The organism is Xanthomonas sp. BRIP62411 (assembly GCF_003993525.1).
GTDB lineage: Bacteria > Pseudomonadota > Gammaproteobacteria > Xanthomonadales > Xanthomonadaceae > Xanthomonas > Xanthomonas euroxanthea.
In genome coordinates this window covers 35346-57691 of sequence record NZ_QEZI01000027.1, presented here as the reverse complement: position 1 = coordinate 57691, position 22346 = coordinate 35346, and the positions used below count along the sequence as shown (strand labels likewise).

Below are 22346 nucleotides of genomic sequence, written 5' to 3'. Positions count from 1 at the left end.
CCGCAGAAACGCAGGCATCGCGGCGGGCAGGCACACAAGGCCGGACAACGCGCCAGGATCAACGCGTCGTCGGCGCCACCGCAACGCGCGACAGCTGCCCCGATGCCTCACCGCTCTCGCATAATCACTGGATGACATCTCCCGCCCACGCTGCCGACGCCTGGACCTTGATCTCGCTGCGGCCCAGCGGTGCGCACGCGCCGCTGCGGCGCGCCGCCGCGCGGCACGGCGGACGGTTGCTGGCACTGTCGCCGTGGCGGCTGCAGACCAACCACACCCCACAGGCACTGGCCGCATTGCGGCAAGCCTTGCACGCGCCGATCGCGGTGTTCACCAGCCCGGCCGCGGTGCATGCGGCGCATCGCCTGGCGCCGCTGCAACGGCCGGCGCAGGCGCACTGGGTCAGCGTGGGCGATGGCACCGCGCGCGCGCTGCAGGCCTGCGGCATCGACACGGTGATACGTCCGACGCGCATGGACAGCGAGGGCCTGCTCGCGTTGCCGTTGTTCCGGCAACCGCTGCAGGCCGTCGGGCTGATCACCGCCCCCGGGGGGCGCGGCATGCTGGCGCCGGCCCTGGAGCAGCGTGGCGCCCGCATCCTGCGCGCCGATGTCTATCAACGCGTGGCGCTGCGCCTGCGCGCCTCGTCAGTGCAGGCGCTGGCCGATGCGCTGCCGGAATGTGTCTTGGCGCTGAGCAGTGCCGAGGCGCTGACGTTGGTGCTGCAGCAATTGCCCGCATCGCTGATCGACGCGCTGCGGCAACGCCCGGTGGTGGCGTCCAGCGAACGCATGCGGGAATCCGCACACGCCGCCGGCTTCCATCAGGTGGTGCGCGCCGCAGGGCCCTTGCCCGAGCAGTTGGCTGCGGCTGCCGCCGCGATCGTGACACCATCGCGACCTTGCTGAACTTCGAACGCGAGCACGGCTTGCGGGTGTCTGCCGCTGCACGCCATGCTGTGGCAGATGATGGCGGCACCTGCACCCGTCGTGACCGCGCGAGGATGGACGAATGACCGAACTGCCCGCTTCCACGCGACGCTTTCCCCTGGCATGGCTGCTGCTCGTCCTCGCGCTGGCCGCCGTGGGCGTGGCGCTGTTGTTCGGTTGGCGCGCGTGGCGGGACTACCAAGGCACGCAGCTGCAGGCCGCCCAGGCGCAGCAACAGCGCTGGGATGGCGCACAGCAGATGCTGGAGATGCTGCGCCGTGACCAACGCCTGGCCAACGAACGCCTGGCGGATGCGGCAGCCACCAACCGCGTGCTGCGCGACGAGATGCTTGGCCTGAGCCAGCGAAGCGCCCTGCTCGAGGAAACCGTGCAAAAGCTCGCCGATCCCAACCGCCATGGTGCACAGGCGCTGCGGCTGGATGAGGTGGAGCTGCTGCTGCGGCTCGGCCAGCAGCGGCTGAGCATCGCCGGCGATGCCGATGGCGCGCGCCGCGCCTATGCGCTGGCCAATGCCGCACTCAATGGCGTCGACGATCCCGGCTATCTCAATCTGCGCCAGGCGCTGGTGCAGGAACGCGACGCCCTGGATCGCCTGGGCGCCGGCCCGCAGGCGCAGGCTGGTCAAACCCTGGATCAGTTGGCCGGCGAGCTGCAGCGCCTGCCCGAGCAGACTGCCACCGACAGCGAGGCCGCACGACCGTGGTGGCAGAAAGCGCTCGCGCCGCTGGTGGACATCCGTCCCAGCCGTGGCGATGCGCTGCTGACCACCGGCGCCGACCGCCACGCCGCGCGCGACGCCCTGCAGATCGAAGTCAGCCTGGCCCGCGCCGCGGCCGAGCGCGGCGATGCCGCCGGTTTTGCGCAATCACTGCGGCGCGTGGATACCTGGACCACCCGGCTGTGGCCGGATTCGCCACAACGTCGCCAGGCGCGTACGCGCCTGCGCGCACTGCAACAAGCGCCACTGCGTCCGCACCTGCCGGAACTGGGCACCACCCTGCTGCAACTGCAGGCCATGCGTGAAGGGAGATCCACCCAATGAAAGTGTTGCGTACCGTCTTGATCCTGTTGGTTGCCGTGGCGCTGGGCGTGCTCGGTGCGCAATGGCTCTCGCATCAGACCAGTTACGATCTGGGCAATGTGGTGGTGAGCGTCGGCGGCAACGACTATCGCGCCGCCATGCCGCAGGCGTTGCTGATCCTGGTCATTGCGCTGCTGGTGCTGTGGCTGGTGTGGACGCTGATCAGCCTGCCGTTCCGGGTCTGGGGCAAGTATCGCCGCAAGAAGGGCCGCGCCCGCCTGATCGAAGGCCTGCGCGCAGCCGATCATGGCCAGTGGCAGCGTGCCGAGCGCCTGCTCGTCAACGCCAGCGAGGATGCCGACGTCAGCGGCATCGCCCTGGCCAGTGCAGTGCGCGTTGCCGATGCCCGCGGCGATGAGGTGGCGGCCAATGCACTGGCCCAGCAATTGGCCGAGCGCGACCCCACCGCGCACGCGCTGCTGCAGGGCGAGCGGCATCTGGCGCGGCAACGCCCGGTCGAGGCGATCAACGCGCTCGATCATGCCAGCGCGCAGCCACTGCCGGCGCGCGGCCTGCTGCTGCGCACGCACGCCCTGGCACAGATCGGCCGTGCCGACGAGGCCTACGGTCAGCTCGGCGCATTGCGTCAGCAGGCGGTGCTGGCACCGGAGGCCTACAACGCACTGGAAGCCACGCTGGCCGAGCAGACGCTGTTGCAGGCCGGCGATGCCAATGCGCTGGCCGAACGCTGGGAAGCGCTGCCCAAGCCGCTGCGCACCTATCCCGCGGTGGTGGGCGCCTACGCACAGCGCGCGGCGGTGCTGCACTGGGACGATGCGGCGGTGCATAGCCTGGAACAGGCGCTGGACGCGCAGTGGGACGAATCGCTGGTGCGTCTGTACGGCGTGCTGCCATTGGAAAAATACGATTCACGCCGCGCCAGTGCACAGCGTTGGCTGACTCAGTACCCGGACAGCCCTGGCCTGTTGCTGACCCTGGCGCGTCTGGCGCGGCACCAGCAGCAGTGGTCGCAGGCCGAAGAGTTCCTGCATCGCGCGGTCGCCAATGGCGCGGGCAGCGAGGCCTGGGAAGAACTCGGCCACGGCTTTGCCGCCGCGGGCGACCTGCTGTCCGCGCAGCATTGCTACGCCAATGCCCTGCGCGCCGCACGCGGCGAGCCGGTGCACGAGGGCCTGCCGCAGCAGTCGCTGCGCGGGCCGATCGTATCGGCATACCCAACGCCGCCGGCCGACCCGCTCGCACCGGACGATCGCCTGCCTTGATCGCTGGGGTCTGATCGCTGCGGCAACGCTGCGCGGACAAAGCAAAAGCCCCGGCCTGTCCGGGGCTTTTGCTTTGTCCGCGTCTGCACGCGAGAACCGCCACACAGGTTTACCGGCTGGCCGGGAGATCTGCAGGAGCGCGACGCACAACCGCTCTGAAAGCGTGTGCAGGCGCACCGCCACAAATTACCAATCGCGTGCGCGCCGGGGTGGCGCCGGCAAGTCGCGCAAGAACGCATCACAGGCGCCCAGGAAACGCGACTGCGCGTCGTCGACCGAGTGCGGCGACAAGACACGCGACCCCAGTCTGCCGATCAACAGCATGACCGCCATCACGCCCGCGCCGGCCAGCCAGCCGATCGCGCCATCCAGCACCAGACCACCTGCCAGCAATGGCAAGACCGACGCTCTGGTGATGACGGCATAGCGCACCCGGCGCCGCTCATGCTGCAGGCACAAGGTCACCACATGCGCGCTGCGCTTGCGCAGCACCAGGGCCAGGATCAGATACGGCAGTACGCCCATCAGCAGCGCCAGATAGATCGCCGGATGATGCCAGTGGAAGATGTAGCGGCGCAGCGAAGTGTCGGCTGGCGCATTGCACTTGACGCAACGTGGCGGCAGGTCGGCGCCCGGCGTGCACACCAGCACATCGCCCTCGCGCCACACGGCACCGTGCGCCGGAGGCAGGTAGAGCGTGGGGGGGTCGCGTGCATCAACGTTCGACATCCATGCGTCCTTGCAGGTTGGAGGTTGGGGATTGGGGATTCGTAAAATCAGGAGTCCGCTTCATGCTTGCGAATCCCCACTCCCGAATGCCCAATCCCACGCTGCGCAGCAGCGTCAGCGCTCGACGATGGCCACCACGCCCATGCCGCCGGCGGTGCAGATCGAGATCAACGCCCGCCCGCCGCCGCGCTCTTCCAGTTGCTTGGCGGCCGTTGCCACCACGCGTGCACCGGTGGCGGCGAAGGGGTGGCCGGTGGCCAGCGACGAGCCCAGCGGGTTGATCTTGTCCGGGTCGATACGGCCCAGCGGCGCCTCCAGGCCCAGGCGATTGCGGCAGTAATCCTCGCTTTCCCAGGCGCGCAGCGTGCACAGCACCTGCGCGGCGAAGGCCTCGTGGATTTCGTAGATGTCGAAGTCCTGCAGGGTCAGGCCCTGGCGCGCCAGCATCTGCGGTACCGCAATGGTGGGCGCCATCAACAGGCCTTCGCCATGCACGAAATCCACCGCCGACACCTGCGCATCGCGCAGATAGGCCATCGGGGTGTGGCCGTGCGCCAGCGCCCAGGCTTCGCTGGACAACAGCACTGCGGCCGCACCGTCGGTGAGCGGGGTGGAGTTGGCCGCGGTCAGCGTGCCGCGGCCGGAGGTCTTGTCGAAGGCCGGGCGCAGCGTGGCCAGCTTTTCCAGCGAGGTGTCGGCGCGCAGGATGTTGTCGCGCGAGACGCCGCGGAACGGCGCGATCAGCGTGTCGAAGAAACCGCGCTCATAGGCGGCGGCCAGCTTGTGATGCGAGGACACCGCCCATTCGTCCTGCGAATCGCGCGAGATGTTCCATTCCTTGGCCATGTCCTCGCAATGGTCGCCCATGCTCTTGCCGGTGCGCGGCTCGGCCACGCCGGGGAATTCGGGCTTGAGCTCGCCGAACTTGAAGCCACGCAGCAGCGCCTTGAGCTTGTCGCCGGTGGCCTTGGCACGGTTGGCGGCCATCAGCCGCGCGCGCAGCTTCTTGCCGTAGACGATCGGCACTTCCGAGGTGGTGTCCGAGCCGCCGCCGATGCCCGAATCGATCTGGCCCAGCGCGATCTTGTTGGCGATGGTGATCACCGAATCCAGGCTGGTGCCGCAGGCGCGCTGCAGGGTGATGCCCGGCGTCAGCGGCGACAGCCCGGACGACAGCGCCGCCTCGCGGGCCAGGTTCCAGTCCGAGGAGTGCTTGATCACCGCCCCCATCGCCACTTCGCCCAATTGTTGCCCATGCAGCCCGAAGCGCTCGACCAGCGCGCCCAGCGTGCGCACCGACATGCCCAGGTTGCCCACGTCCGCATAAGCGGTGTTCTGACGACAGAACGGGATACGAACGCCGCCCAGGATGGCGACGGGACGGGCTGCGGGCATCGGTTGACCTGGCATGGAGGACTCGGGGACATGGCCTGCACAGGGCCGGCAGGCATAATGGCCGCAGTGTAGCTTCGACCCCGTGATGGGCCAACCGCGAATCATGAGCAAGACCGAACACGGCGTGACCGCCATGGGTGTGATGGCGCTGGAATTGACGGGCGGCACCGCCCCCGAGCGCGGCGCCCTGGCGCCGGACCAGGCCGGCATGCTGGCCGAACGCATCGGCCGCGACCTGGCGCAGTGGATCCCCGAAATCCGCGAGCTCGAGCTCAGCGTGGCAATGGCGCATTTCGACCCGGCCGAAGTGCTGCGGCCCGGCTGGCCGCTGCATCGCCGGCTGGACGAGCTGCATGCACGTGCGCCCGGGCGCGACCAGGGCCCGCGCGTGCTGGCGTTTGGTGCCGATGCCCAGGGCGAGATCCCCTTGCCCTTCCAGGCCGACGCGCAGCTGATCGGCGGCGGCCTGCGCGTGCTGCCGTTCCTGCTGTCCGGCGATCCGCAGACCGTGGCGACGGTGGCCGATGCGATGGAAGAGGTGCTGCTGGCCCAGGGCATGGCGCAGGCCGATACCGCGCTGCTGGCGCAGGAAAGCTTCGGGGCACGCATCGAGCATGCGCGTTATCTCACCGCGCACGACCTGGCGGCGATGATGTCGATGCAGTACGACAACCAGGGCCTGGCGCCGCTATGGCCGCTGATCGAAGCCGCCCTGCTGGCCCCGCACACCGAAGAGTGGCTGGAACAGCCGCCCGAACCGGTGCTGCGCTATGTCGACGGCGAAGTGCGCATCGCGCTGTTCGACCCGGCCGGCTGGTGCGATTACTACCAGCACGACCGCGAGCATTGCGAGCGCCTGCGCGGGGTGTATGAGCAGTATCTGTCGCGCCAGCGGCAGATGGCCGCGGTGCTGGAAGCCCACGGGCTGCCGGTGCTGTACGTGCATGTGGAACCGGGCCAGGATCCGCGCCAGGCGCTGGCCGCGTGAGCCGGACGCCGGCTTCCACGGCACCTGCGTTGCAGGGCATCCTGGAAACCGGCGTGTATGTGGCGGATCTGCAACGCGCCTGTGCGTTCTACGCCCGCGTGCTGGGAGTGGACGCGATGTATTGCGACGCACGCATGGCCGCATACGCAATCGCGCCCGGGCAGGTGCTGTTGCTGTTCCTGCAAGGCAGTACCGCCGCGACAGTGACGCTGCCGGGCGGCACGATTCCGCCGCATGATGGCAGCGGGCGCACGCATTACGCACTGGCCATCGCTACCGATGCACTCGCCGCATGGGAAGCACACCTGCAGGCCTGCAACGTGCCCATCGAAGGCCGCACGCAGTGGCCGGGCGGCGGGCAGAGCCTCTATTTCCGCGACCCGGATGGGCATCTGCTGGAACTGGCAACGCCGGGGCTGTGGCCGAATTACTGAGCCGGCGATGCCGCCGATCTGGTGCCGGCGTCAACGTCAGCTGCCTGCACAGCGCGCCCGGATCGGTCCGTAGCGACATCTCGATGCGTACCGACAGGCCACATGCAACGCGCGATGCGCGGCATGCCGGAGGCGCCATGCGCCCGCACACACATGAGCGAATCGCTCCCAGTACGGCGCAAAAACAGCAACGCCGCGGTGATCGATCACCGCGGCGTTTTGCCGGGCTGCTGGCGTGTCCTGCTTACTTGGTTGCCGCTGGCGCGTTGTCGGTGGTGATCACGCCGCAGGCCAGGCGACCGCCGGCGTTGCCGGTAGGCTGGGTCTTGTAGTCGTCGGCATCGGCATGCACGATCACCGCGTGGCCGGCGATGTCGAACTGGTCGGCCTTGCCGAGATTGACGTTGCTCGACACCGGGCCATCGATGCTGGCATTGCCCTGCGCATCGGCCTTGATGTTGGGCATGTCGCCGCCGTGGTGCGGGTCGGCACTGACGGCGCCGTGATCGGATTGGGCCGGATTGAAGTGGCCACCGGCACTGCTGCCATCCGGTGCGCTGCAATCGCCCTTCTCGTGGATATGGAAGCCATGCTCGCTGTCGGGCTTGAGGCCACTGAGCTGGCCGGTGACACGCAGCGCGCCGTCGACGATCTTGAAGCTCACCGTCCCTTTGACCTCGCTGCCCTTGGTCGGCTTGAGTTCGGCGGTTGCGGTGGTGGTGGCCGCCGCTTCGGTGACCATGGACGCGGCGTGCTCGCCGCCATGCGCCGCTTCGGCCGGTGCGCCGGCCTGCGGCGCGGGTGCAGGATCGGCCGGGGCGGGCTCATCGCGCTTGCACGCGGTCAGCACCAGCGCGGTGGCCAGGAACAAGGTGGTTGGAAGAATGCGCATGAGTAACTCCTGTAGAAAGGCCGCAGCTGCAGCCAGGGGTGCCCCGACTCAGGGCTGCGAAGGGGGTGTGCGCCACTGGGTGACGCGGATGACGCCGCAGGCCAGACGTGCGCCGGCATTGCCGCTGGGTTGGCTGCGATAGTCGTCGGCATCGGCATGCACGACCAGCGACTTGCCGACCACGTCGGTGGGCGCGGCATCGCCCAGGGTGATGCCGGCAACGATCATGTCCAGATGCGCGACACCTTCGGCATCGGCACGCAGGTTGTCCATGTCGCCGGCGTGGTGGGGAGTACTGCCGGCCCGCCCGTGCGGCGCACCGGCGGGATTGAAGTGCGCGCCGGCGCTGCTGGCGTCGGCGGCGCTGCAATCGCCGCGTTCGTGCACGTGGAAACCGGCCACGCCGCCGGGGCGCAGGCCACCGACCGTGCCGGTGATGCGGATGCCCTGCAACGCCGGCACCAGCACCACCCGACCGCTGACCAGACTGCCCGACGCCGATGCCAGCGCCGCTTCGGCCTGCTGGACCGGACGGACCGGCACCACGCGCGCCGCCGGGGGTGGAGGCGGTGGCGGCGGTGGCGTGCTGCTGCAGGCGGCAAGCGCCAGCGCGGTGAGGGCAACGATCGTGGGCGACCGGTAACGCATCGAGCTGTTCTCCTGATCAGGCTGGAAACCTATGCGGGCGCATGTTCACGTGTCATGAAAAGCGCTTGGGGCAGCCCAGGAGTTTACGGGGTTGGTGTCGCGAGCCGGGATATGTGCAAAAGCGCCCTCACCCCAACCCCTCTCCCGCAGGCGGGAGAGGGGCTCGATTGCGAGGATTCATGCCTGCCTTGCCTGCCTGCCTGCCTTGCCTTTTGTCACCTGCCTTGCCTTTTCCCGCGTGTTTGACCTTGCTCGCGTGCCTTGCCTTCTCCCGCGTGCGGGGGAAGGTGCCCGAAGGGCGGATGGGGGCGTCGTACGCCGCCAGATAATCGAGGCGGTGGCACGTGCGAGCGAAAAACGGCGAGTTCATCCCCGCTTGCCGCCGTGATGCGCGTCAATCCCGCCTGGTTCGCTGCTTGGCTCGACCACCTGCGCGCGCAGTACGGCTTTTCGCAGGCGCCCCTCTCCCGCCTGCGGGAGAGGGGCTCGACTCCGGGTGTGGGCCAATCAGCGGCGCTTGCGCCCCGGCCCGAGCTTGCGGGTGACGGTGTTGCGGCCCAGACCCAGGCGTGCGGCCGCTTCGGCGCGGCGGCCCTGGGTCAGTTGCAGGGCGGCTTCGAGCAGGGTCTTGTCCAGGCGTTCGCGCGCTTCGGCATGCAGGCCCTGGGCGCCTTCGCTCAGGCGTTGCGCGGCCCAGCTGGAGAGCATCTCGTCCCATTGCCCGTCGCTGCGGCCGGCACGCTGGCGGCGGCCGCCGCGTGCCAGCGCCGATTCCACGTCGACCACGTCGATGATGTCGGCAGTGGACAACGCGGCCAGGCGCCAGCATACGTTCTCCAGTTCGCGCACGTTGCCGGGCCAGTCGTAGTGGCGCAGTTGTTCCAGCGCGGCCGAGGACAGTCGCTTGGGCAGCATGTCGAGCTTGCGCCCGGCCATGGCCAGGAAATTCTCGGCCAGTTGCGCGATGTCGCCGCGGCGCTCGCGCAGCGGCGGCAGTTGCAGGCGCACCACGTCCAGGCGATGCAACAGGTCGGCCCGGAAGCGGCCTTGTTCGACCAGCGCCTCCAGGTCCTGGTGGGTGGCGGCAATCACGCGCACATCGACGCGAATCAACTCGCGCCCGCCGACACGGAAGAATTCGTTCTCGGCCAGTACGCGCAGCAAGCGGGTCTGCAGCGGCAGCGGCATGTCGCCGATTTCGTCCAGGAACAGCGTGCCGCCGTCGGCCTGTTCGAAGCGGCCAATGTGGCGTTTGGTGGCGCCGGTGAAGGCGCCGGTTTCGTGGCCGAACAACTCGCTTTCCAGCAGTTCCGCCGGAATGGCGGCGGTGTTGAGCGCGACGAAGGGTTTGCGCGCGCGCGGCGACTCGTTGTGCAGCGCGCGCGCGACCAGTTCCTTGCCGGTGCCGGTTTCGCCGTTGATCAGCACCGACAGCGGTGCCTGCGCCAGCCGGCCGATCGCGCGGAACAGCGCCTGCATCGCCGGGGTGTCGCCGATCAGCGCCGCCGAGCCTTCCGCCAATGGGGTCCCGATGATCTCCTCGACACCGGCGTCGGCATCCGGCAGCGCGCGTGCGGCCAGTGCCACCGCATCGTCCAGGTCGAAGGGCTTGGACAGGAACTCGTGCGCGCCGCCCCGGAAGGCGCCGGCGGTGCTGGCGACATCGGTGTAGGCCGACATCACGATGACCGGCAGCTGCGGATGCCTGGACTTGAGCTTGTCGAGCAGGCTCAGGCCATCCTCGCCGGGCATGCGCACGTCGGTGAACAACAGATCCGGAGTCGGCCGCATGGCCAGCGCCTGCAATGCGGCGGCGGCACTCTCGAAGCCGTCGACGGCGTAGCCGGCATCGCGCAAGGCGGTGGACAGCACGAAGCGGACCGAACGGTCGTCGTCGACCACCCAGATGTGGTGGGATGCGGCGGCGGCCTCAGCCATGCAGATGTTCCTTGTCGTGGTCGCCGGCCAGCTCGGGCAACAGCAGGGTGAAAACGGTATGCCCCGGCCGCGAGCGGTAGGTCAGCGTGCCGTGGTGTTCGCGCGAGACCTGCTGGGCCAGCGCCAGGCCCAGGCCGCTGCCTTCGGCGCGCCCGCTGACCAGCGGCAGGAACAGGTGCTCGGCCAGTTCTTCCGGCACGCCGCCGCCGTCGTCGATGATTTCCAGCCGCAGCGACATCGCATGCACGCGGTCGCGGATGCGCTGGCCGTGCTCGACGCGGGTACGCAGGGTCACGCGGGTGGCGCCGGCCTGGAACGCGTTGCGTACCAGATTCCACACCGCCTGGGTCAGGCGGTCGCCGTCGCCGAGGATGTCGGGAATGCTGGGGTCGTAGTCGCGCTGCACCTGCACCGACCAGCCGCCCTCGGCTTCGGCCAGGCGCAGCACGCGTTCGAGCACGACATGGATATTGAGGCGGTCGTGCGGGCGCGCCGGCGTGGGCGAGAGCAGGCGTTCGAGCAGGGTGTTGAGGCGTTCGATCTCGGTGCCGATCAACTCGATCAGCTCGCGCTCGTCCTCGTCGCGGCCGGCCGAGCGCCGCGCCAGCAACTGCGCCGCGCCCTTGAGCCCGGCCAGCGGATTGCGCAGTTCGTGCGCCAGGCCCTTGAGCGCGGCGCTCAGGGCATTGGGCAGCGCATGGGTGGGATCCAGCGCGGGAAACTCGTCGACCGGGTGGGTTTCCAGCAGCCAGCCGCCATCGTCTAGCCGCGACAGCCAGCCTTCGGCAAAACGCGGTGCGTCATTGGGCAGGCCCAATGCCAGCCGGTGCAGGCGCAACACGTCGCGCTCGTCGTTGAGCAGGAAGCGGGCCAGCGCATCGCCCTGCACCTCCAGAGCGGCCAGCGGTTGATCGACCAGGCGCCGGGCACTGACCCCGAGCCAGCGCGCGAAGGCCGGATTGACGCCCAGCACGCGGCCCTCGCGGTCGGCCCAGGCCACCGGTGTGCCCAGGCTGTCCAGCGATGGCAGGAGCGATGGCATCAGCATTGCACCAATTTAGTGCAAGCACGCCCGGCCTGCGCGTGTGTCGCGCAACACGCAGCATGCATGGAAGGAATTCGGGCCGGACGGCGGCAGGTCGCACCGATCCAGCGGGCATCCGCGCCGACCGTCACAGGCGTGGGGCTGGTCATGCAGGCACCTCGGCAGTTGGTCCGCCGCCAGCGCGGCAACGGGGAAAAACGGACCCGGCACGGCTCTCCCGGCCGGGTCGTTGCGCCACCCGCGGCAGCGTGGCCGCGGGTGTGCATGCTCAGGACTCGTATGCCGCTTCGCCGTGCGAGGTGATATCCAGGCCCTCGCGCTCGGCTTCTTCGGTGACGCGCAGGCCGAACACCAGCTTGGCGACCAGGAAGCCCACCACCGAGACCACGCCGATCCAGACCAGGGTGATACCCACGCCCAGCGCCTGGATGCCGACCTGATGCAGCATGTCGTAATCGCCGCCCTTCTGGCCGCCCAGCGAAGCGGCCGAGAACACGCCGGTCAGGATCGCGCCGATGATGCCGCCCAGGCCGTGCACGCCGAACACGTCCAGGCTGTCGTCGGCGCCCAGCAGGCGCTTGAGGCCGGTGACGCCCCACACGCACAGCACGCCGGCGGCCAGGCCGATGACGATCGCACCGAACGGACCCACCGTGCCGCAGGCCGGGGTGATGCCGACCAGACCGGCGACCATGCCCGAGGCCACGCCCAGGGCGGACGACTTGCCCTTGATGATCTTCTCGGTCAGCGACCAGCCCAGGATGGCAGCGGCGGTGGCCAGCAAGGTGTTGAGGAAGGCCAGCGCCGCACCGGCATTGGCTTCCAGGTTGGAGCCGGCGTTGAAGCCGAACCAGCCCACCCACAGCAGCGAGGCACCCACGAAGGTCAGGGTCACGTTGTGCGGCTTGATCGCCTCACGGCCCAGGCCGGCACGCTTGCCGACGAAGTAGGCGCCGACCAGGCCGGCGATACCGGCGTTGATATGCACCACCGTGCCGCCGGCAAAATCCAGCGCGCCCAGGCCGAACAGGTAACCGCCGGTGGCCCAGACCATGTGCGCCAGCGGCAGGTAGCCGAAGGTGAACCAGATCACCGAGAACAGCAGCACAGCGGCGAACTTGGCGCGCTCGGCAAAGGCGCCGACGATCAGCGCGCCGGTGATGCCGGCGAAGGTCGCCTGGAACGCCACGAACACGTATTCCGGCAGGCTGACACCCTTGGTGAAGGTCGCCGCCAGCGTTTCGATGGTCACGCCCTTGAGCAGCGCCTTGTCCAGGTTGCCGATCCACGGGCCTTCGCCGGAGAACGCCAGGCTGTAGCCGTACACCACCCACAGGATGGTCAGCAGCGAGAACACCACCGCGACCTGGATCAGCACCGACAACACGTTCTTGGCGCGCACCATGCCGCCGTAGAACAGCGCCAGGCCCGGCACCACCATCAGCAGCACCAGCAGCGTGGAGGTCAGCATCCAGGCGACATCGCCCTTCTCCACCACCGGTGCGGCCTCGGCGGCGGCCACCGGTGCGGCGGGCGGCTGCGCCGACGGCAGCGGTTCGGTGGTGACCGGCTCGGTCGGCAGCGGGGTGACCTGCGGCGTGGACTGCGCGTGCGCACTGCCCATGCCGCCCACCACCAGCGCGCTGAACAGCATCAGCATGCAGACACTGTAGAACCGGGCCTTCCACCCGGCAAAGAGAGCTGTCTTCATAAGAACTCCGGGGGTGGGGGATTCAGAGCGCATCGGCGCCGATCTCGCCGGTGCGGATGCGCACGACTTGCTCGATCGCGGTCACGAAGATCTTGCCGTCGCCGATCTTGCCGGTGCCGGCGGCGTTCTGGATCGCCTCGACCACTGCGTCCAGCCGGTCGTCGGTCACCACCGTCTCGATCTTGATCTTGGGCAGGAAGTCGACGACGTACTCGGCGCCGCGGTACAGCTCGGTGTGGCCCTTCTGGCGTCCGAACCCCTTGACCTCGGTCACGGTGATGCCCGACACGCCTGCTGCGGACAGGGCCTCGCGGACCTCGTCGAGCTTGAACGGCCGGATGATGGCGGTGATCAATTTCATGCGCATACCCCGAATGGTGGAAAAGACCGGCCGGCATTGCGCCGCCCGGCGGTGTCATTCACCTGGATGCCAACCCCGGCATCCGCGCGTTCGCGATTACGCAGACCTCGGCCGATGCCGATGCATCCGCCTCGTGGGAGAGGTCAGGCCCGCGCGTCGCGAACTGTGTGCTCTCTCAATCCCCTACGATCCACGGCCGATGCCGTGGACCGATTGAACGTGTGCGGCGATGGCGGAGGTGGGAGGGGGGGCCTCCGCCATCACCGCGGTGGAACTCAGTTGCCGTAGTACAGCTGGTACTCCAACGGGTGGGTCGCAGCACGGAACTTGGTGACTTCCTGCATCTTCAGCGCGATGTAGCCGTCGATGAAGTCGTCGCTCATCACGCCGCCGGCCTTGAGGAACTCGCGGTCCTTGTCCAGCGCTTCCAGTGCCTGGTCCAGGCTGGAGCAGACCTGCGGGATCAGCTTCTCTTCTTCCGGCGGCAGGTCGTACAGGTCCTTGTCGCTCGGGGCGCCCGGGTCGATCTGGTTCTTGATGCCGTCCAGGCCGGCCATCATCAGCGCGGTGAAGGTCAGGTAGCCGGACTGCAACGGATCGGGGAAGCGCATTTCGATACGGCGCGCCTTCGGGTTGGTGACCCACGGAATGCGGCACGAGGCCGAGCGGTTGCGGGCCGAATAGGCCAGCATCACCGGTGCCTCATAACCCGGGACCAGACGCTTGTAGCTGTTGGTGCCGGAGTTGGAGAAGGCGTTGATCGCACGCGCGTGCTTGAAGATGCCGCCGATGTACCACAGCGCCATCTGCGACAGGCCGCCGTAGCCGTCGCCGGAGAACAGGTTGACGCCGCCCTTGGTCAGCGACTGGTGCACGTGCATGCCCGAGCCGTTGTCGCCCACGATGGGCTTGGGCATGAAGGTCGCGGTCTTGCCGTTGCGGTAGGCGACGTTCTTGATGATGTACTTCATCGTCAACAATTCGTCGGCCTTCTGCACCAGCGAGCTGAACTTGGTGCCGATCTCGCACTGGCCGGCGGTGGCCACTTCATGGTGGTGCACCTCGGTCTCGATGCCGACCTGTTCCAGCGTCTTGATCATTTCCGCGCGCAGGTCGTGCAGCGTGTCGGTCGGCGGCACCGGGAAGTAGCCACCCTTCACGCCCGGACGGTAGCCGCTGTTGCCGCCGTCGTACTTGGCGCCGGTGTTCCAGGCAGCCTCTTCCGAGCCGACCTGGAAGAAGGTGTGGCCCATGTCGTTGGCAAAGCGCACCGAATCGAAGATGAAGAATTCCGGCTCCGGGCCGAAGAACGCCTGGTCGGCGGTGCCCGAGGACTTCAGGTAGGCCTCGGCGCGCTTGGCGATGCCGCGCGGGTCGCGCTCATAGCTCTGCATGGTGGCCGGATCGAGGATGTCGCAGGTCAGCACGATGGTCGGATCGGCGAAGAACGGATCCAGATACGCAGTGCCGGCGTCCGGGAGCAGGACCATGTCCGACTCGTTGATGCCCTTCCAACCCGCGATCGAGCTGCCGTCGAACATCTTGCCTTCTTCGAACAGCGCCGGCTCGATGATGTTGGCCGGAAAGGTGATGTGCTGCTGTACACCACGCATATCGACGAAGCGCAGGTCGACAAACTCGACCTTGTTGTCCTTGATCAGCTTTTCAACATTTTCCACGGACATCGGAAGAAACCTCTGCAGAGTTAAGTGGCTCGTGGACGGAGCTACAGCAGGGACCATGCCAAGCGCCGGACCTTCACAAGTCGTTGATTTTGCTTGTTTCGCTTGAGGCCGCTGACGCAGCGCTAGCACCCTTAAGGTGCTAACCAATCGCATGTTGCACCGATATGGTGCATGCCGCAATGCACTATCCTGACGCCTCCCCCCCATCCCCTCTCCAGTCCGATGTCCGATCTGATTTCCGCCCTGCTGTTGGGCATTCTCGAAGGCCTCACCGAATTCCTGCCGATCTCCAGCACCGGCCACCTGCTGATCGCCGAACAATGGCTCGGACGCCGTTCTGACTTCTTCAACATCGTCATCCAGGCCGGCGCGATCCTGGCGATCTGCCTGGCACTGCGGCAGAAGCTGTGGACCCTGGCCACCGGCCTGGGTGAGCGCGCCAATCGCGACTACGTGCTCAAGGTCGGCGTGGCCTTCATGGTGACTGCGGTGGTGGGCCTGATCGTGCGCAAGGCCGGCTGGCAGCTGCCGGAAACCGTGCATCCGGTGGCATGGGCGCTGCTGATCGGCGGGCTGTGGATGCTGGTGGCCGAGCACTTCGCCAGCAAGCTGCCCGAGCGCGATGTGGTCACCTGGAAGGTGGCCATCGCGGTGGGGCTGGCGCAGGTGGTGGCCGGCGTGTTCCCCGGCACCTCGCGCTCGGCCTCGGCGATCTTCCTGGCGATGTTGCTGGGCCTGAGCAAGCGCTCGGCGGCGGCGGATTTCGTGTTCATGGTGGGCATCCCGACCATGTTCGCGGCCAGCGCTTACGCCCTGCTGGAGATGTACAGGGAAGGCGGCTTCGGCAGCGAGAACTGGGCCGATGTGGCGGTGGCCTTCGTGGCGGCGACCATCACCGGCTTTGTGGTGGTGAAGTGGCTGCTGGGCTATATCAAGAAGCACCGCTTCACGGTGTTTGCGGTCTACCGCATCGTGCTGGGCGCCGCCCTGCTGTTGTGGCTGCCGGCGCTGGCCTGAGACGCCGGAAGTCGCATGTCGTGCCGTTTGCGCCGGACGCGAGCTGCAGGGCAGATGGCCGGGCAGTGACTTGCGTCATTGCCCTGGCCGCGCGGTGGCGGTATCACTGACGCATCGATCACCGGGAGCCGCCGCATGCGTGCCGTGTTGTTTGCCCCTGCACTGCTGGCAGCGGGCGTGACGGCCTGCGGGTCGGGCGCGGCGCCGGAGCTGCCCGGGTCCGGTGCCGACACTGCTGCCGCCGAGTCGGCCGCGTTGGCCGCAGCGGCTGCCGCCAACGCCCCGCTGCAGGCCGCCCTGCAGGCGCAACACTGGCAGCTGCAGCAGGCCAGCGACGCGCATGGCACCGCCTTGCGCAGCCTGTTCGTCGCCGGCACCGCGCCCTTGCAGCTGGATTTTCGCGATCAACGCATCCAGGTCAGCCAGACCTGCAACGCGTTGGGCGCCGATTACAGCGTGGCGCAGGCACACCTGCAGATCGGCCGGGTGGTGTCGAGCAAACGCCTGTGCGCGCAACCGCGGCGGATGGCCCAGGAACGCGCCGCCAGCGAGCTGCTGTCCGGTCGCTTCGCGGTGGCGCTGAACACTGCGCAGACCACGCCGCAACTGACCCTGACCCGCAGCGACGGCACCCGGCTGGTGTTCGACGGTGTCGCCACCGCCGACACCCGCCATGGCGGCCCCGGCCAGACGCTGCTGATCGAAGTGGCCGCCGACACCGTGCCCTGTGGGTCCGACCCGGCGCGCCACTGCCTGCAACTGCGTGAACAAGGCGCCGATGGACAGCCCGCGACCCACGCCTGGCAGCCCTTCGATGGCAGCATCGAAGGCTTCGAGCACGAGGCGGGCATCCGTACCCTGCTGCGCGTCACCCGCTACCCGGCCGCCGCGGGCACGGACGCTGCGCCGGTGTACGTGCTGGAGCAGATGATCGAGGCGAGTGGGTAGTTTGGGAATTGGGAATTGGGAATTGGGAGCGGGAAGCGGGAAGCGGGAAGCGGGAAGCGGGAAGCGGCGAAGTGTTGCGTGACCGTTATGCAATTGGCGCTTCGGAAGCGACAGCCTGCTCTGCTTGAGGCGCCCGGGTGACCCACGTGCTGATCGCCCTGACATCACGGTTGCGGCGCTTGCAGCTTCCCTGTCACCACCACCGCGCGGCCTGGTGGCCGTGCAGTGGTGGTGATCTGCACTTAGCGCAGCGCCGGATTCAGCGTGTAGGTGCCGTGCAGGGCTGCCTCGGCCAGCACGTGGCCCTGGATCGCCGACAGCACATCGGCGGCGGTGAAGGTCTCAGGCAGGCTGAGCTGCGCTACGTCCAGCGCGAACACGCGGAAGAAATAGCGGTGCACCCGCAGGTCGTTGAACGGCGGGTACGGGCCGTCGTAGCCCAGGTAATTGCCGGCCATGTCGGCATTGCCGGCAAACCACTGGGTATACGAATTCAGGCCCTGGCGCGCCCCGGCCGGGCCGGCCGGCTGCTGCTTGCCCTTGGGCACGAAGCCGTCGCTGCAGCTGCCCGCGGCGATCGCATGCACGTCGGCGGGGATATCGGCCATCGCCCAATGCACAAAATCGGTGCGTGGCTGATCGACCGGGATCTGCACGTCGTCGCGGCCCACGGTTTCCGGCACGGTCGGCACATCCGGGTCCAGGCACAGCAGCGCGAACGAGCGCGTGCCGGCCGGCACTTCGCTCCAGGCCAGGTGCGGGTTGCGGTTGGGCGCAAAGCCCTCGGGCGTTCCGGCGGCAAATTCCACCGCGATCGGCTTGCCGTTTTCGATGCTGTTGCTGGTCAGGCGCATGCAGGAGTCTCCGCGGGAATGAGGCCGACCAGGGTGCCTGGGTCCGCGTCGCAGAGGAAGCCGTCGCCATGGAACCCTCTGGTGCGCGCGGCCGGGTTTATCGCTGCCGCTGCATCACACCGCCGAACACTGCGGTCGCCGGCGCCAGCTGCGGCGTGCGCGTGCTGCTTGGCGCACCCTCCCCGCGCCCCGACAGGAAGCGCGATATCCAGTCGATACCCAGCCCCGTAGGAGCGGACCTGGCCGCGACGGGGCTTTATCGGAAACGCCTCATCGGTGCGGAGGCATTCCCTGTAACGCCCCGTCGCGGCCGGGGCCGCTCCTACGGGTGTGCGAGCTGCCGCGGGCGCCGCTCAGTCCTGCGGGTAGCCGAGGCGCACCGCGATCAGCGTCAGCAGATCGAATTGCGCGCCAAGCACGTTGCGGTAGTTGCGCCAGCGCCCCGCGGCCAGGCGCGCCGGGCCGCGCGGTTCGACCAGCGGGAAGCGCAGGCCGAACGCCTGCTCCAGCGCGGTGGAGATGCCTTGCGGGTCGCTCTCGATGCCGTCCAGGCGGATGATCCGGTGCGGATACAGGTCGCGCTCGTGCAGCACGGCGAGCTGTTCCAGCGCCGCCAGCAACCAGTCGGCGGCCTGCTGCGGCGATTGCACGGCCAGCGGTGCCGGCGCGCCGGCCGACAGCCAGTCCAGCAGCATGTCGCGCGGGTCGCGCAGCGCGATCGCCAGCCGGCCTTCGGGCAGATGCGGGCGCAACGCGGTCAGCAGGGTGTTGTCCCACCACAGCAGCCAGTCGATGACGTTGCCGTCGTCGATGCCGCGCCGCGGCAGCTGCGCCTTCCAGCCTTCCACCAATGCCATCGGCGCCAGCTCGCCGGAGGCCAGCTGCTCGACCGTGCGGTAGCTCTGCAGCGCATCGGACGGCGGCGTGGTGCCATACCGGTCGTCGCGCACCAGCGGGGTGGCCGCGCCCATCACCGCGATCAGGCGTTCGACATGCGAGCCGGGCGTGCCAAAGACGAACAGCGGCCGTGCCGTCACGATCTCGGGGATGGTCCCGATGTCCGGCCACTGCATCGGCTGTCTGGCGGCCTGCGGCGGCAACGGCAGGCGGTGCTGGGCCTGCTCGCGCTGGAACTGCATCCAGGTGGCCACGGCGGCGTCGGGCTGGCCGGCGCGGTCCTGCACATTGCCCAGCCACGGCCGCAGCACGGTCTGCTGGGGCGCGGGCAGCGAGTCGATCAGCGACTGCACGCAGGCGATCGCCGCCGGTGGGTCGCGCTCAAGCAGGGCTTCGACGATGCGCTGCTCGCCGCTGATGCGGCCCGGCTCCACCGCCACGATCTGGCGGGCCACCATTTCGGCCTGTTCGGCATGGCCCTGCATGTCGTGCACGCGCATCAGCGCTTCCAGCGCCGGCAGATGCTCGGGCATGGCCAGCAGCCAGCGCTCGATCACCGCCTGCGCCTGCGGCCCGCCGACCGGCTCCACCGCCAGCCGTGCCAGCCACAGGTCGTGCGCCGTGGCCGAGGTGGCCAGCGCCGCGTCCAGGGTGTCGCGTGCATCGTCCACCGCGCCCAACCGCTCCCAGGCGGTCAGCAAGGCGTGCAAGGTGCGCCGGTCGGCCGGCCAATGGGCCAGCGCCAGGCGCAGGTGCGCGGCGGCCTGGTCGGGGCGGCCGGCCTGCAGTTCCATCTCGCCGGCGAGCCGGCGCATGGCCGGGATGTCGCCGCCGGGCTGGGCGAACACGCCCTGCATCGCGGCCAGCGCATCGTCCAGGCGGCCCTGGCGCTGGGCCAGCTGGGCGATGAAGGCGCGCAGCGCGGTGCCCGGCGGGTTGAGCTCGACCACGCGCTCGAAGGCGCGCTCGGCAAATGCGAAGTGTTCCTTCTGCAGATACGCAAAGCCCAGCGCGAACATCACCCGCGGGTCATCCGGCAGTTGCTCGGCGGCGCGGGTCAGCAGCGACAGTGCGCGATCGCCCTGGCCGCGGCGCAGCTCCACCACGCCATCGACGGCCAGCAACTGCGGGTGCTCGGGCGCCAGCCGCGCGGCGGTGCGGCTCAGCCGCTGCGCCTCGTCCAGATCGCCACGCGCCACCGCCAGATGCGCCTGCATCACGTAGGCATTGAACTGGTTGGGGTCGAGCGCGGTGGTACGCGACAACGCGTCGTCCGCCGCAGACAGCGCGCGCGTGGCCAGCAGCAGCCCGGCGCGCAGCAGATGCAGGTCGGCATCTTCCGGCGTCAGCGTCAGCGCGGTTTCGATGCTGGCCAGCGCCAGCGCCGGTTGCCCCTGCTGCTGCAGGGCCAGGCCGAGCCAGCGATGCGCGGCGGCGCTCTCGGGCGCGCCGAGGACCCACTCGCGGGCCAGCGCCACCGCATCGTCGGCCGCATTGCGGCGCAGGGCTTGAAGAATGGCGTCTTGCATGGCGGTGGGCGTGTCCAGGACAAACGCCTATTGTAACGATGCGCGGGGCGGCGCCGACTTACACCTGCGCGGCCAGCCGCTCGGCCACCCAGCGCTCGGCGAATCCGTCGCCGCGGGCGTTTTCCAGAAAGCCGCAGTGGCCGCCCCAGCGTGCGATTTCCAGCCGTGCGTGCGCCGGCAACTGCCAGGCGGCGAAATCCTCGAACGGAATGACCGGATCGTCCTCGGCCATCAGGATGTCCACCGGCACCTGCAGGCCGGCCAGGCGCTCGCCGGCGATCGAATAACTGTCGAAATACGCTTCCAGCGAGCCATGCCCGGTGTGCTGTTCGGCCAGCCAGGCCATCAGCCCGCGCATGTCCAGCGCCAGGGTGGCGTCGTCATAGCCATGCTGATCGGGGAACAGCTTGCGCTTGCGCAGCAGCGACTCGCGCCACTTGCGGCGAAAATACCAGTCGTAGAACTGCGGGCCTTTTTCCAGCTGCAGCATCGTCGCTGCCGGGTCCAGCAGCGGGCATACCGCCGCCACGCGCGCCAGCGGCAGGCCGGCCGCCGGTGCACGCAGCGCCAGCCGCAACGCGAAATTGCCGCCCAGCGAATAGCCCGCCGCCAGCAGCTGCGGCGCGGGAAACCGCCGCCACAGATCGCCCGCGGCATTGACCACTTCCTCGATGCGGTCGGAGTGGAACAAGTCCACGTTGAGGTGGTGCGTGCCACCGTGGTCGCGGAAATTCAGCCGGAACACCTGATAGCCCAGGCCAAGCAGGCGCGCGGCGGTCAGGCGCATGTAGTTGGAATCGGCGCTGCCTTCCCAGCCATGCAGCAGCAGCACCGTGCCGCGCACCGGGGCATCGCCGGGCGGGATGCTCATCCAGCCCTGCAGGCGCACGCCATCGCCGCCGTCGAGGATGTGTTCGCTGGTGACCGCACCGCTGGCGGCCAAGAGCTGGCGGCTGCGGAGCCGACGCAAGGCACTGCTGCCCAGCACCGACTGCACATGCGGATTGCGCAGCCAGCGCGGCGGCAGATAGTCGGAGGCGTTCATGCGCTCATCGGGCCGGACAAGCGGGTGCCGGCCGCAGGGAGGATGCGCGCTTGCATCGTCGGCTCAGGACTCCATCGCCGCGATGATGCGTTGCCGCGAGGTATCGGCCAGGCGGCGACGTCCGTCGATATCCAGCGCACCGATCGGCTCGAGAAAATGCACCTCGGCCAGCCGCGACGGCTCGCCGAGCAGGCGCACGATATTGGCGAAGAAACTCTCGCGCTCGCCGAACGCCACCACGGCCTGCGCATTGCCGCGCTCGCCGTAGCGCAGCGCCACCGGCTGCACCGGCACGCCGGCCTCGACTGCGGCCTGGAAGATGCGCGCATGGAACGGGCCGACCTCGGTACCGCCACGGGTGCGGCCTTCGGGGAACACGCCCACCGGCTTGCCGCTGCGCAGGCGCTGCAGCATTTCCTGCAGCACGCCGCCCAGCGATTCGGTATTGCCGCGCTGGTGGAAGATGGTCTGGCCCTTGGTCGCCAGCCAGCCCACCAGCGGCCAGCCGGCGATCTCGCGCTTGGCCACGAAGCCCATCACGCGCTGGCTGTGCAGCATCGAGATGTCGACCCAGCTGACGTGATTGGCCACGAACAGGGTCGCGCCCGGCAGCGGGGTGCCGAAGCGACGCAGGCGGAAGCCGAACACGCGCATCAGGTTGCCCTGCCACCAACGGATCATCAGCTCGTCCAGGGTGTCGTCGGGGCCGGTGCGGATGCGCGCCAGCGGCGGCGCCACCACGCACAGCATGGTGATCGGCAGGCAGATGCTCAGATGCAGCAGCAACAGCGGCACCCGATACAGGTACCGGAACCAACGCAGCACGCCGCCAGCGTCGCGCGTGGCGTCCAGGGATGACTCGCTCATTGACGGAACGGGACCGGTACCAGGGGAAGGAAGCGCAACTATTGTGACAGCAGCGTGGCCTGCGCGCAGTGCCCGCGGCGGGTGGCGCTGTTCCACCCATGCACTTGCA

19 protein-coding genes and 1 pseudogene are annotated in these 22346 nt (G+C 68.8%); 7 read left to right on the top strand and 13 right to left on the bottom strand.

Translation table 11 applies throughout. The features are described from left to right. Positions 1-107 precede the first annotated feature (107 nt). The 3 genes and pseudogenes from EO139_RS19820 to EO139_RS19810 form a co-directional block, all read left to right on the top strand. Positions 108-908: pseudogene (locus EO139_RS19820) on the top strand (uroporphyrinogen-III synthase); the annotation flags it as partial. Positions 909-1011: 103 nt separating this feature from the next. Further along, positions 1012-1992, top strand: a complete 981-nt coding sequence (locus tag EO139_RS19815; RefSeq protein ID WP_104649628.1) for a uroporphyrinogen-III C-methyltransferase — start codon at positions 1012-1014, stop codon at positions 1990-1992. Further along, positions 1989-3254 carry a heme biosynthesis HemY N-terminal domain-containing protein gene (locus EO139_RS19810; RefSeq protein WP_126972129.1) on the top strand — a complete coding sequence of 422 codons (1266 nt, stop codon included), beginning with the start codon at positions 1989-1991 and terminating at the stop codon, positions 3252-3254. The genes EO139_RS19815 and EO139_RS19810 overlap by 4 nt, the downstream gene beginning before the upstream one ends. Before the next feature lie 186 nt (positions 3255-3440). Here EO139_RS19810 and EO139_RS19805 read toward each other — a convergent pair whose 3' ends face one another. Both EO139_RS19805 and EO139_RS19800 read right to left on the bottom strand, forming a co-directional pair. Next, positions 3441-3983 carry a hypothetical protein gene (locus EO139_RS19805; protein ID WP_126972127.1) on the bottom strand — a complete coding sequence of 181 codons (543 nt, stop codon included), beginning with the start codon at positions 3981-3983 and terminating at the stop codon, positions 3441-3443. Between the two features lie 114 nt (positions 3984-4097). Further along, positions 4098-5393, bottom strand: coding sequence for an acetyl-CoA C-acetyltransferase (locus tag EO139_RS19800; protein ID WP_104649631.1), 1296 nt, complete (start codon positions 5391-5393; stop codon positions 4098-4100). Between the two features lie 88 nt (positions 5394-5481). Here EO139_RS19800 and EO139_RS19795 point away from each other — a divergent pair, with 88 nt between their 5' ends. Continuing rightward, complete coding sequence (locus tag EO139_RS19795; protein ID WP_164739939.1) at positions 5482-6366, top strand: hypothetical protein; 885 nt, start codon at positions 5482-5484, stop codon at positions 6364-6366. After that, a complete protein-coding gene (locus EO139_RS19790; protein ID WP_164739938.1) occupies positions 6363-6800 on the top strand; it encodes a VOC family protein in 438 nt (145 codons plus the stop codon). Before EO139_RS19795 ends, EO139_RS19790 begins: the two co-directional genes overlap by 4 nt. 244 nt (positions 6801-7044) lie before the next feature. On the opposite strand, the gene EO139_RS19785 is transcribed toward EO139_RS19790, so the two are convergent. The 7 genes from EO139_RS19785 to glnA all read right to left on the bottom strand — a co-directional run bounded on the left by EO139_RS19785 (position 7045) and on the right by glnA (position 15080). Beyond that, a complete protein-coding gene (locus EO139_RS19785; RefSeq protein ID WP_104585440.1) occupies positions 7045-7692 on the bottom strand; it encodes a superoxide dismutase family protein in 648 nt (215 codons plus the stop codon). A 48-nt stretch (positions 7693-7740) separates the two neighbouring features. Beyond that, the gene (locus EO139_RS19780) at positions 7741-8340 is read right to left on the bottom strand and encodes a superoxide dismutase family protein (RefSeq protein WP_164739296.1); all 600 of its coding nucleotides are present in this window, start codon (positions 8338-8340) and stop codon (positions 7741-7743) included. Positions 8341-8847: 507 nt separating this feature from the next. After that, positions 8848-10278: a nitrogen regulation protein NR(I) gene (ntrC, locus tag EO139_RS19775; RefSeq protein WP_104585442.1), complete on the bottom strand. Its 1431-nt coding sequence runs from the start codon at positions 10276-10278 to the stop codon at positions 8848-8850. Then, positions 10271-11326 (bottom strand): ATP-binding protein, encoded by a 1056-nt coding sequence (locus EO139_RS19770; RefSeq protein ID WP_164739297.1) that lies wholly within the window; start codon positions 11324-11326, stop codon positions 10271-10273. The genes ntrC and EO139_RS19770 overlap by 8 nt, the downstream gene beginning before the upstream one ends. 265 nt (positions 11327-11591) lie before the next feature. Continuing rightward, positions 11592-13034 (bottom strand): ammonium transporter, encoded by a 1443-nt coding sequence (locus EO139_RS19765; protein ID WP_164739298.1) that lies wholly within the window; start codon positions 13032-13034, stop codon positions 11592-11594. Positions 13035-13056: 22 nt separating this feature from the next. Beyond that, positions 13057-13395: a P-II family nitrogen regulator gene (locus EO139_RS19760; RefSeq protein WP_002808480.1), complete on the bottom strand. Its 339-nt coding sequence runs from the start codon at positions 13393-13395 to the stop codon at positions 13057-13059. A gap of 275 nt (positions 13396-13670) precedes the next feature. Beyond that, positions 13671-15080: a type I glutamate--ammonia ligase gene (glnA, locus tag EO139_RS19755; protein ID WP_006449210.1), complete on the bottom strand. Its 1410-nt coding sequence runs from the start codon at positions 15078-15080 to the stop codon at positions 13671-13673. A gap of 222 nt (positions 15081-15302) precedes the next feature. Here glnA and EO139_RS19750 point away from each other — a divergent pair, with 222 nt between their 5' ends. Further along, a complete protein-coding gene (locus tag EO139_RS19750; RefSeq protein WP_126941662.1) occupies positions 15303-16097 on the top strand; it encodes an undecaprenyl-diphosphate phosphatase in 795 nt (264 codons plus the stop codon). Between the two features lie 135 nt (positions 16098-16232). Further along, positions 16233-17045, top strand: a complete 813-nt coding sequence (locus tag EO139_RS19745; RefSeq protein WP_126972123.1) for an META domain-containing protein — start codon at positions 16233-16235, stop codon at positions 17043-17045. 242 nt (positions 17046-17287) lie between these two features. On the opposite strand, the gene EO139_RS19740 is transcribed toward EO139_RS19745, so the two are convergent. The 4 genes from EO139_RS19740 to EO139_RS19725 form a co-directional block, all read right to left on the bottom strand. Further along, positions 17288-17899, bottom strand: a complete 612-nt coding sequence (locus EO139_RS19740) for a YbhB/YbcL family Raf kinase inhibitor-like protein (protein WP_115675622.1) — start codon at positions 17897-17899, stop codon at positions 17288-17290. A gap of 353 nt (positions 17900-18252) precedes the next feature. Continuing rightward, positions 18253-20325, bottom strand: coding sequence for a tetratricopeptide repeat protein (locus EO139_RS19735; RefSeq protein ID WP_126972121.1), 2073 nt, complete (start codon positions 20323-20325; stop codon positions 18253-18255). A gap of 58 nt (positions 20326-20383) precedes the next feature. Further along, complete coding sequence (locus EO139_RS19730) at positions 20384-21370, bottom strand: alpha/beta fold hydrolase (RefSeq protein WP_104585454.1); 987 nt, start codon at positions 21368-21370, stop codon at positions 20384-20386. A 63-nt stretch (positions 21371-21433) separates the two neighbouring features. Beyond that, positions 21434-22333, bottom strand: coding sequence for a lysophospholipid acyltransferase family protein (locus EO139_RS19725; RefSeq protein WP_180707992.1), 900 nt, complete (start codon positions 22331-22333; stop codon positions 21434-21436). Positions 22334-22346: the final 13 nt, after the last annotated feature.

Bases quoted from the DNA above. Each gene is read 5' to 3' on its own strand.
- EO139_RS19780 (WP_164739296.1), bottom strand. From the start codon at position 8,340: ATGCGTTACCGGTCGCCCACGATCGTTGCCCTCACCGCGCTGGCGCTT.
- EO139_RS19795 (WP_164739939.1), top strand. From the start codon at position 5,482: ATGAGCAAGACCGAACACGGCGTGACCGCCATGGGTGTGATGGCGCTG.
- EO139_RS19810 (WP_126972129.1), top strand. From the start codon at position 1,989: ATGAAAGTGTTGCGTACCGTCTTGATCCTGTTGGTTGCCGTGGCGCTG.
- EO139_RS19730 (WP_104585454.1), bottom strand. From the start codon at position 21,370: ATGAACGCCTCCGACTATCTGCCGCCGCGCTGGCTGCGCAATCCGCAT.
- EO139_RS19800 (WP_104649631.1), bottom strand. From the start codon at position 5,393: ATGCCAGGTCAACCGATGCCCGCAGCCCGTCCCGTCGCCATCCTGGGC.
- glnA (WP_006449210.1), bottom strand. From the start codon at position 15,080: ATGTCCGTGGAAAATGTTGAAAAGCTGATCAAGGACAACAAGGTCGAG.
- EO139_RS19785 (WP_104585440.1), bottom strand. From the start codon at position 7,692: ATGCGCATTCTTCCAACCACCTTGTTCCTGGCCACCGCGCTGGTGCTG.
- ntrC (WP_104585442.1), bottom strand. From the start codon at position 10,278: ATGGCTGAGGCCGCCGCCGCATCCCACCACATCTGGGTGGTCGACGAC.
- EO139_RS19740 (WP_115675622.1), bottom strand. From the start codon at position 17,899: ATGCGCCTGACCAGCAACAGCATCGAAAACGGCAAGCCGATCGCGGTG.
- EO139_RS19745 (WP_126972123.1), top strand. From the start codon at position 16,233: ATGCGTGCCGTGTTGTTTGCCCCTGCACTGCTGGCAGCGGGCGTGACG.
- EO139_RS19815 (WP_104649628.1), top strand. From the start codon at position 1,012: ATGACCGAACTGCCCGCTTCCACGCGACGCTTTCCCCTGGCATGGCTG.
- EO139_RS19750 (WP_126941662.1), top strand. From the start codon at position 15,303: ATGTCCGATCTGATTTCCGCCCTGCTGTTGGGCATTCTCGAAGGCCTC.
- EO139_RS19760 (WP_002808480.1), bottom strand. From the start codon at position 13,395: ATGAAATTGATCACCGCCATCATCCGGCCGTTCAAGCTCGACGAGGTC.
- EO139_RS19735 (WP_126972121.1), bottom strand. From the start codon at position 20,325: ATGCAAGACGCCATTCTTCAAGCCCTGCGCCGCAATGCGGCCGACGAT.
- EO139_RS19805 (WP_126972127.1), bottom strand. From the start codon at position 3,983: ATGTCGAACGTTGATGCACGCGACCCCCCCACGCTCTACCTGCCTCCG.
- EO139_RS19765 (WP_164739298.1), bottom strand. From the start codon at position 13,034: ATGAAGACAGCTCTCTTTGCCGGGTGGAAGGCCCGGTTCTACAGTGTC.
- EO139_RS19770 (WP_164739297.1), bottom strand. From the start codon at position 11,326: ATGCTGATGCCATCGCTCCTGCCATCGCTGGACAGCCTGGGCACACCG.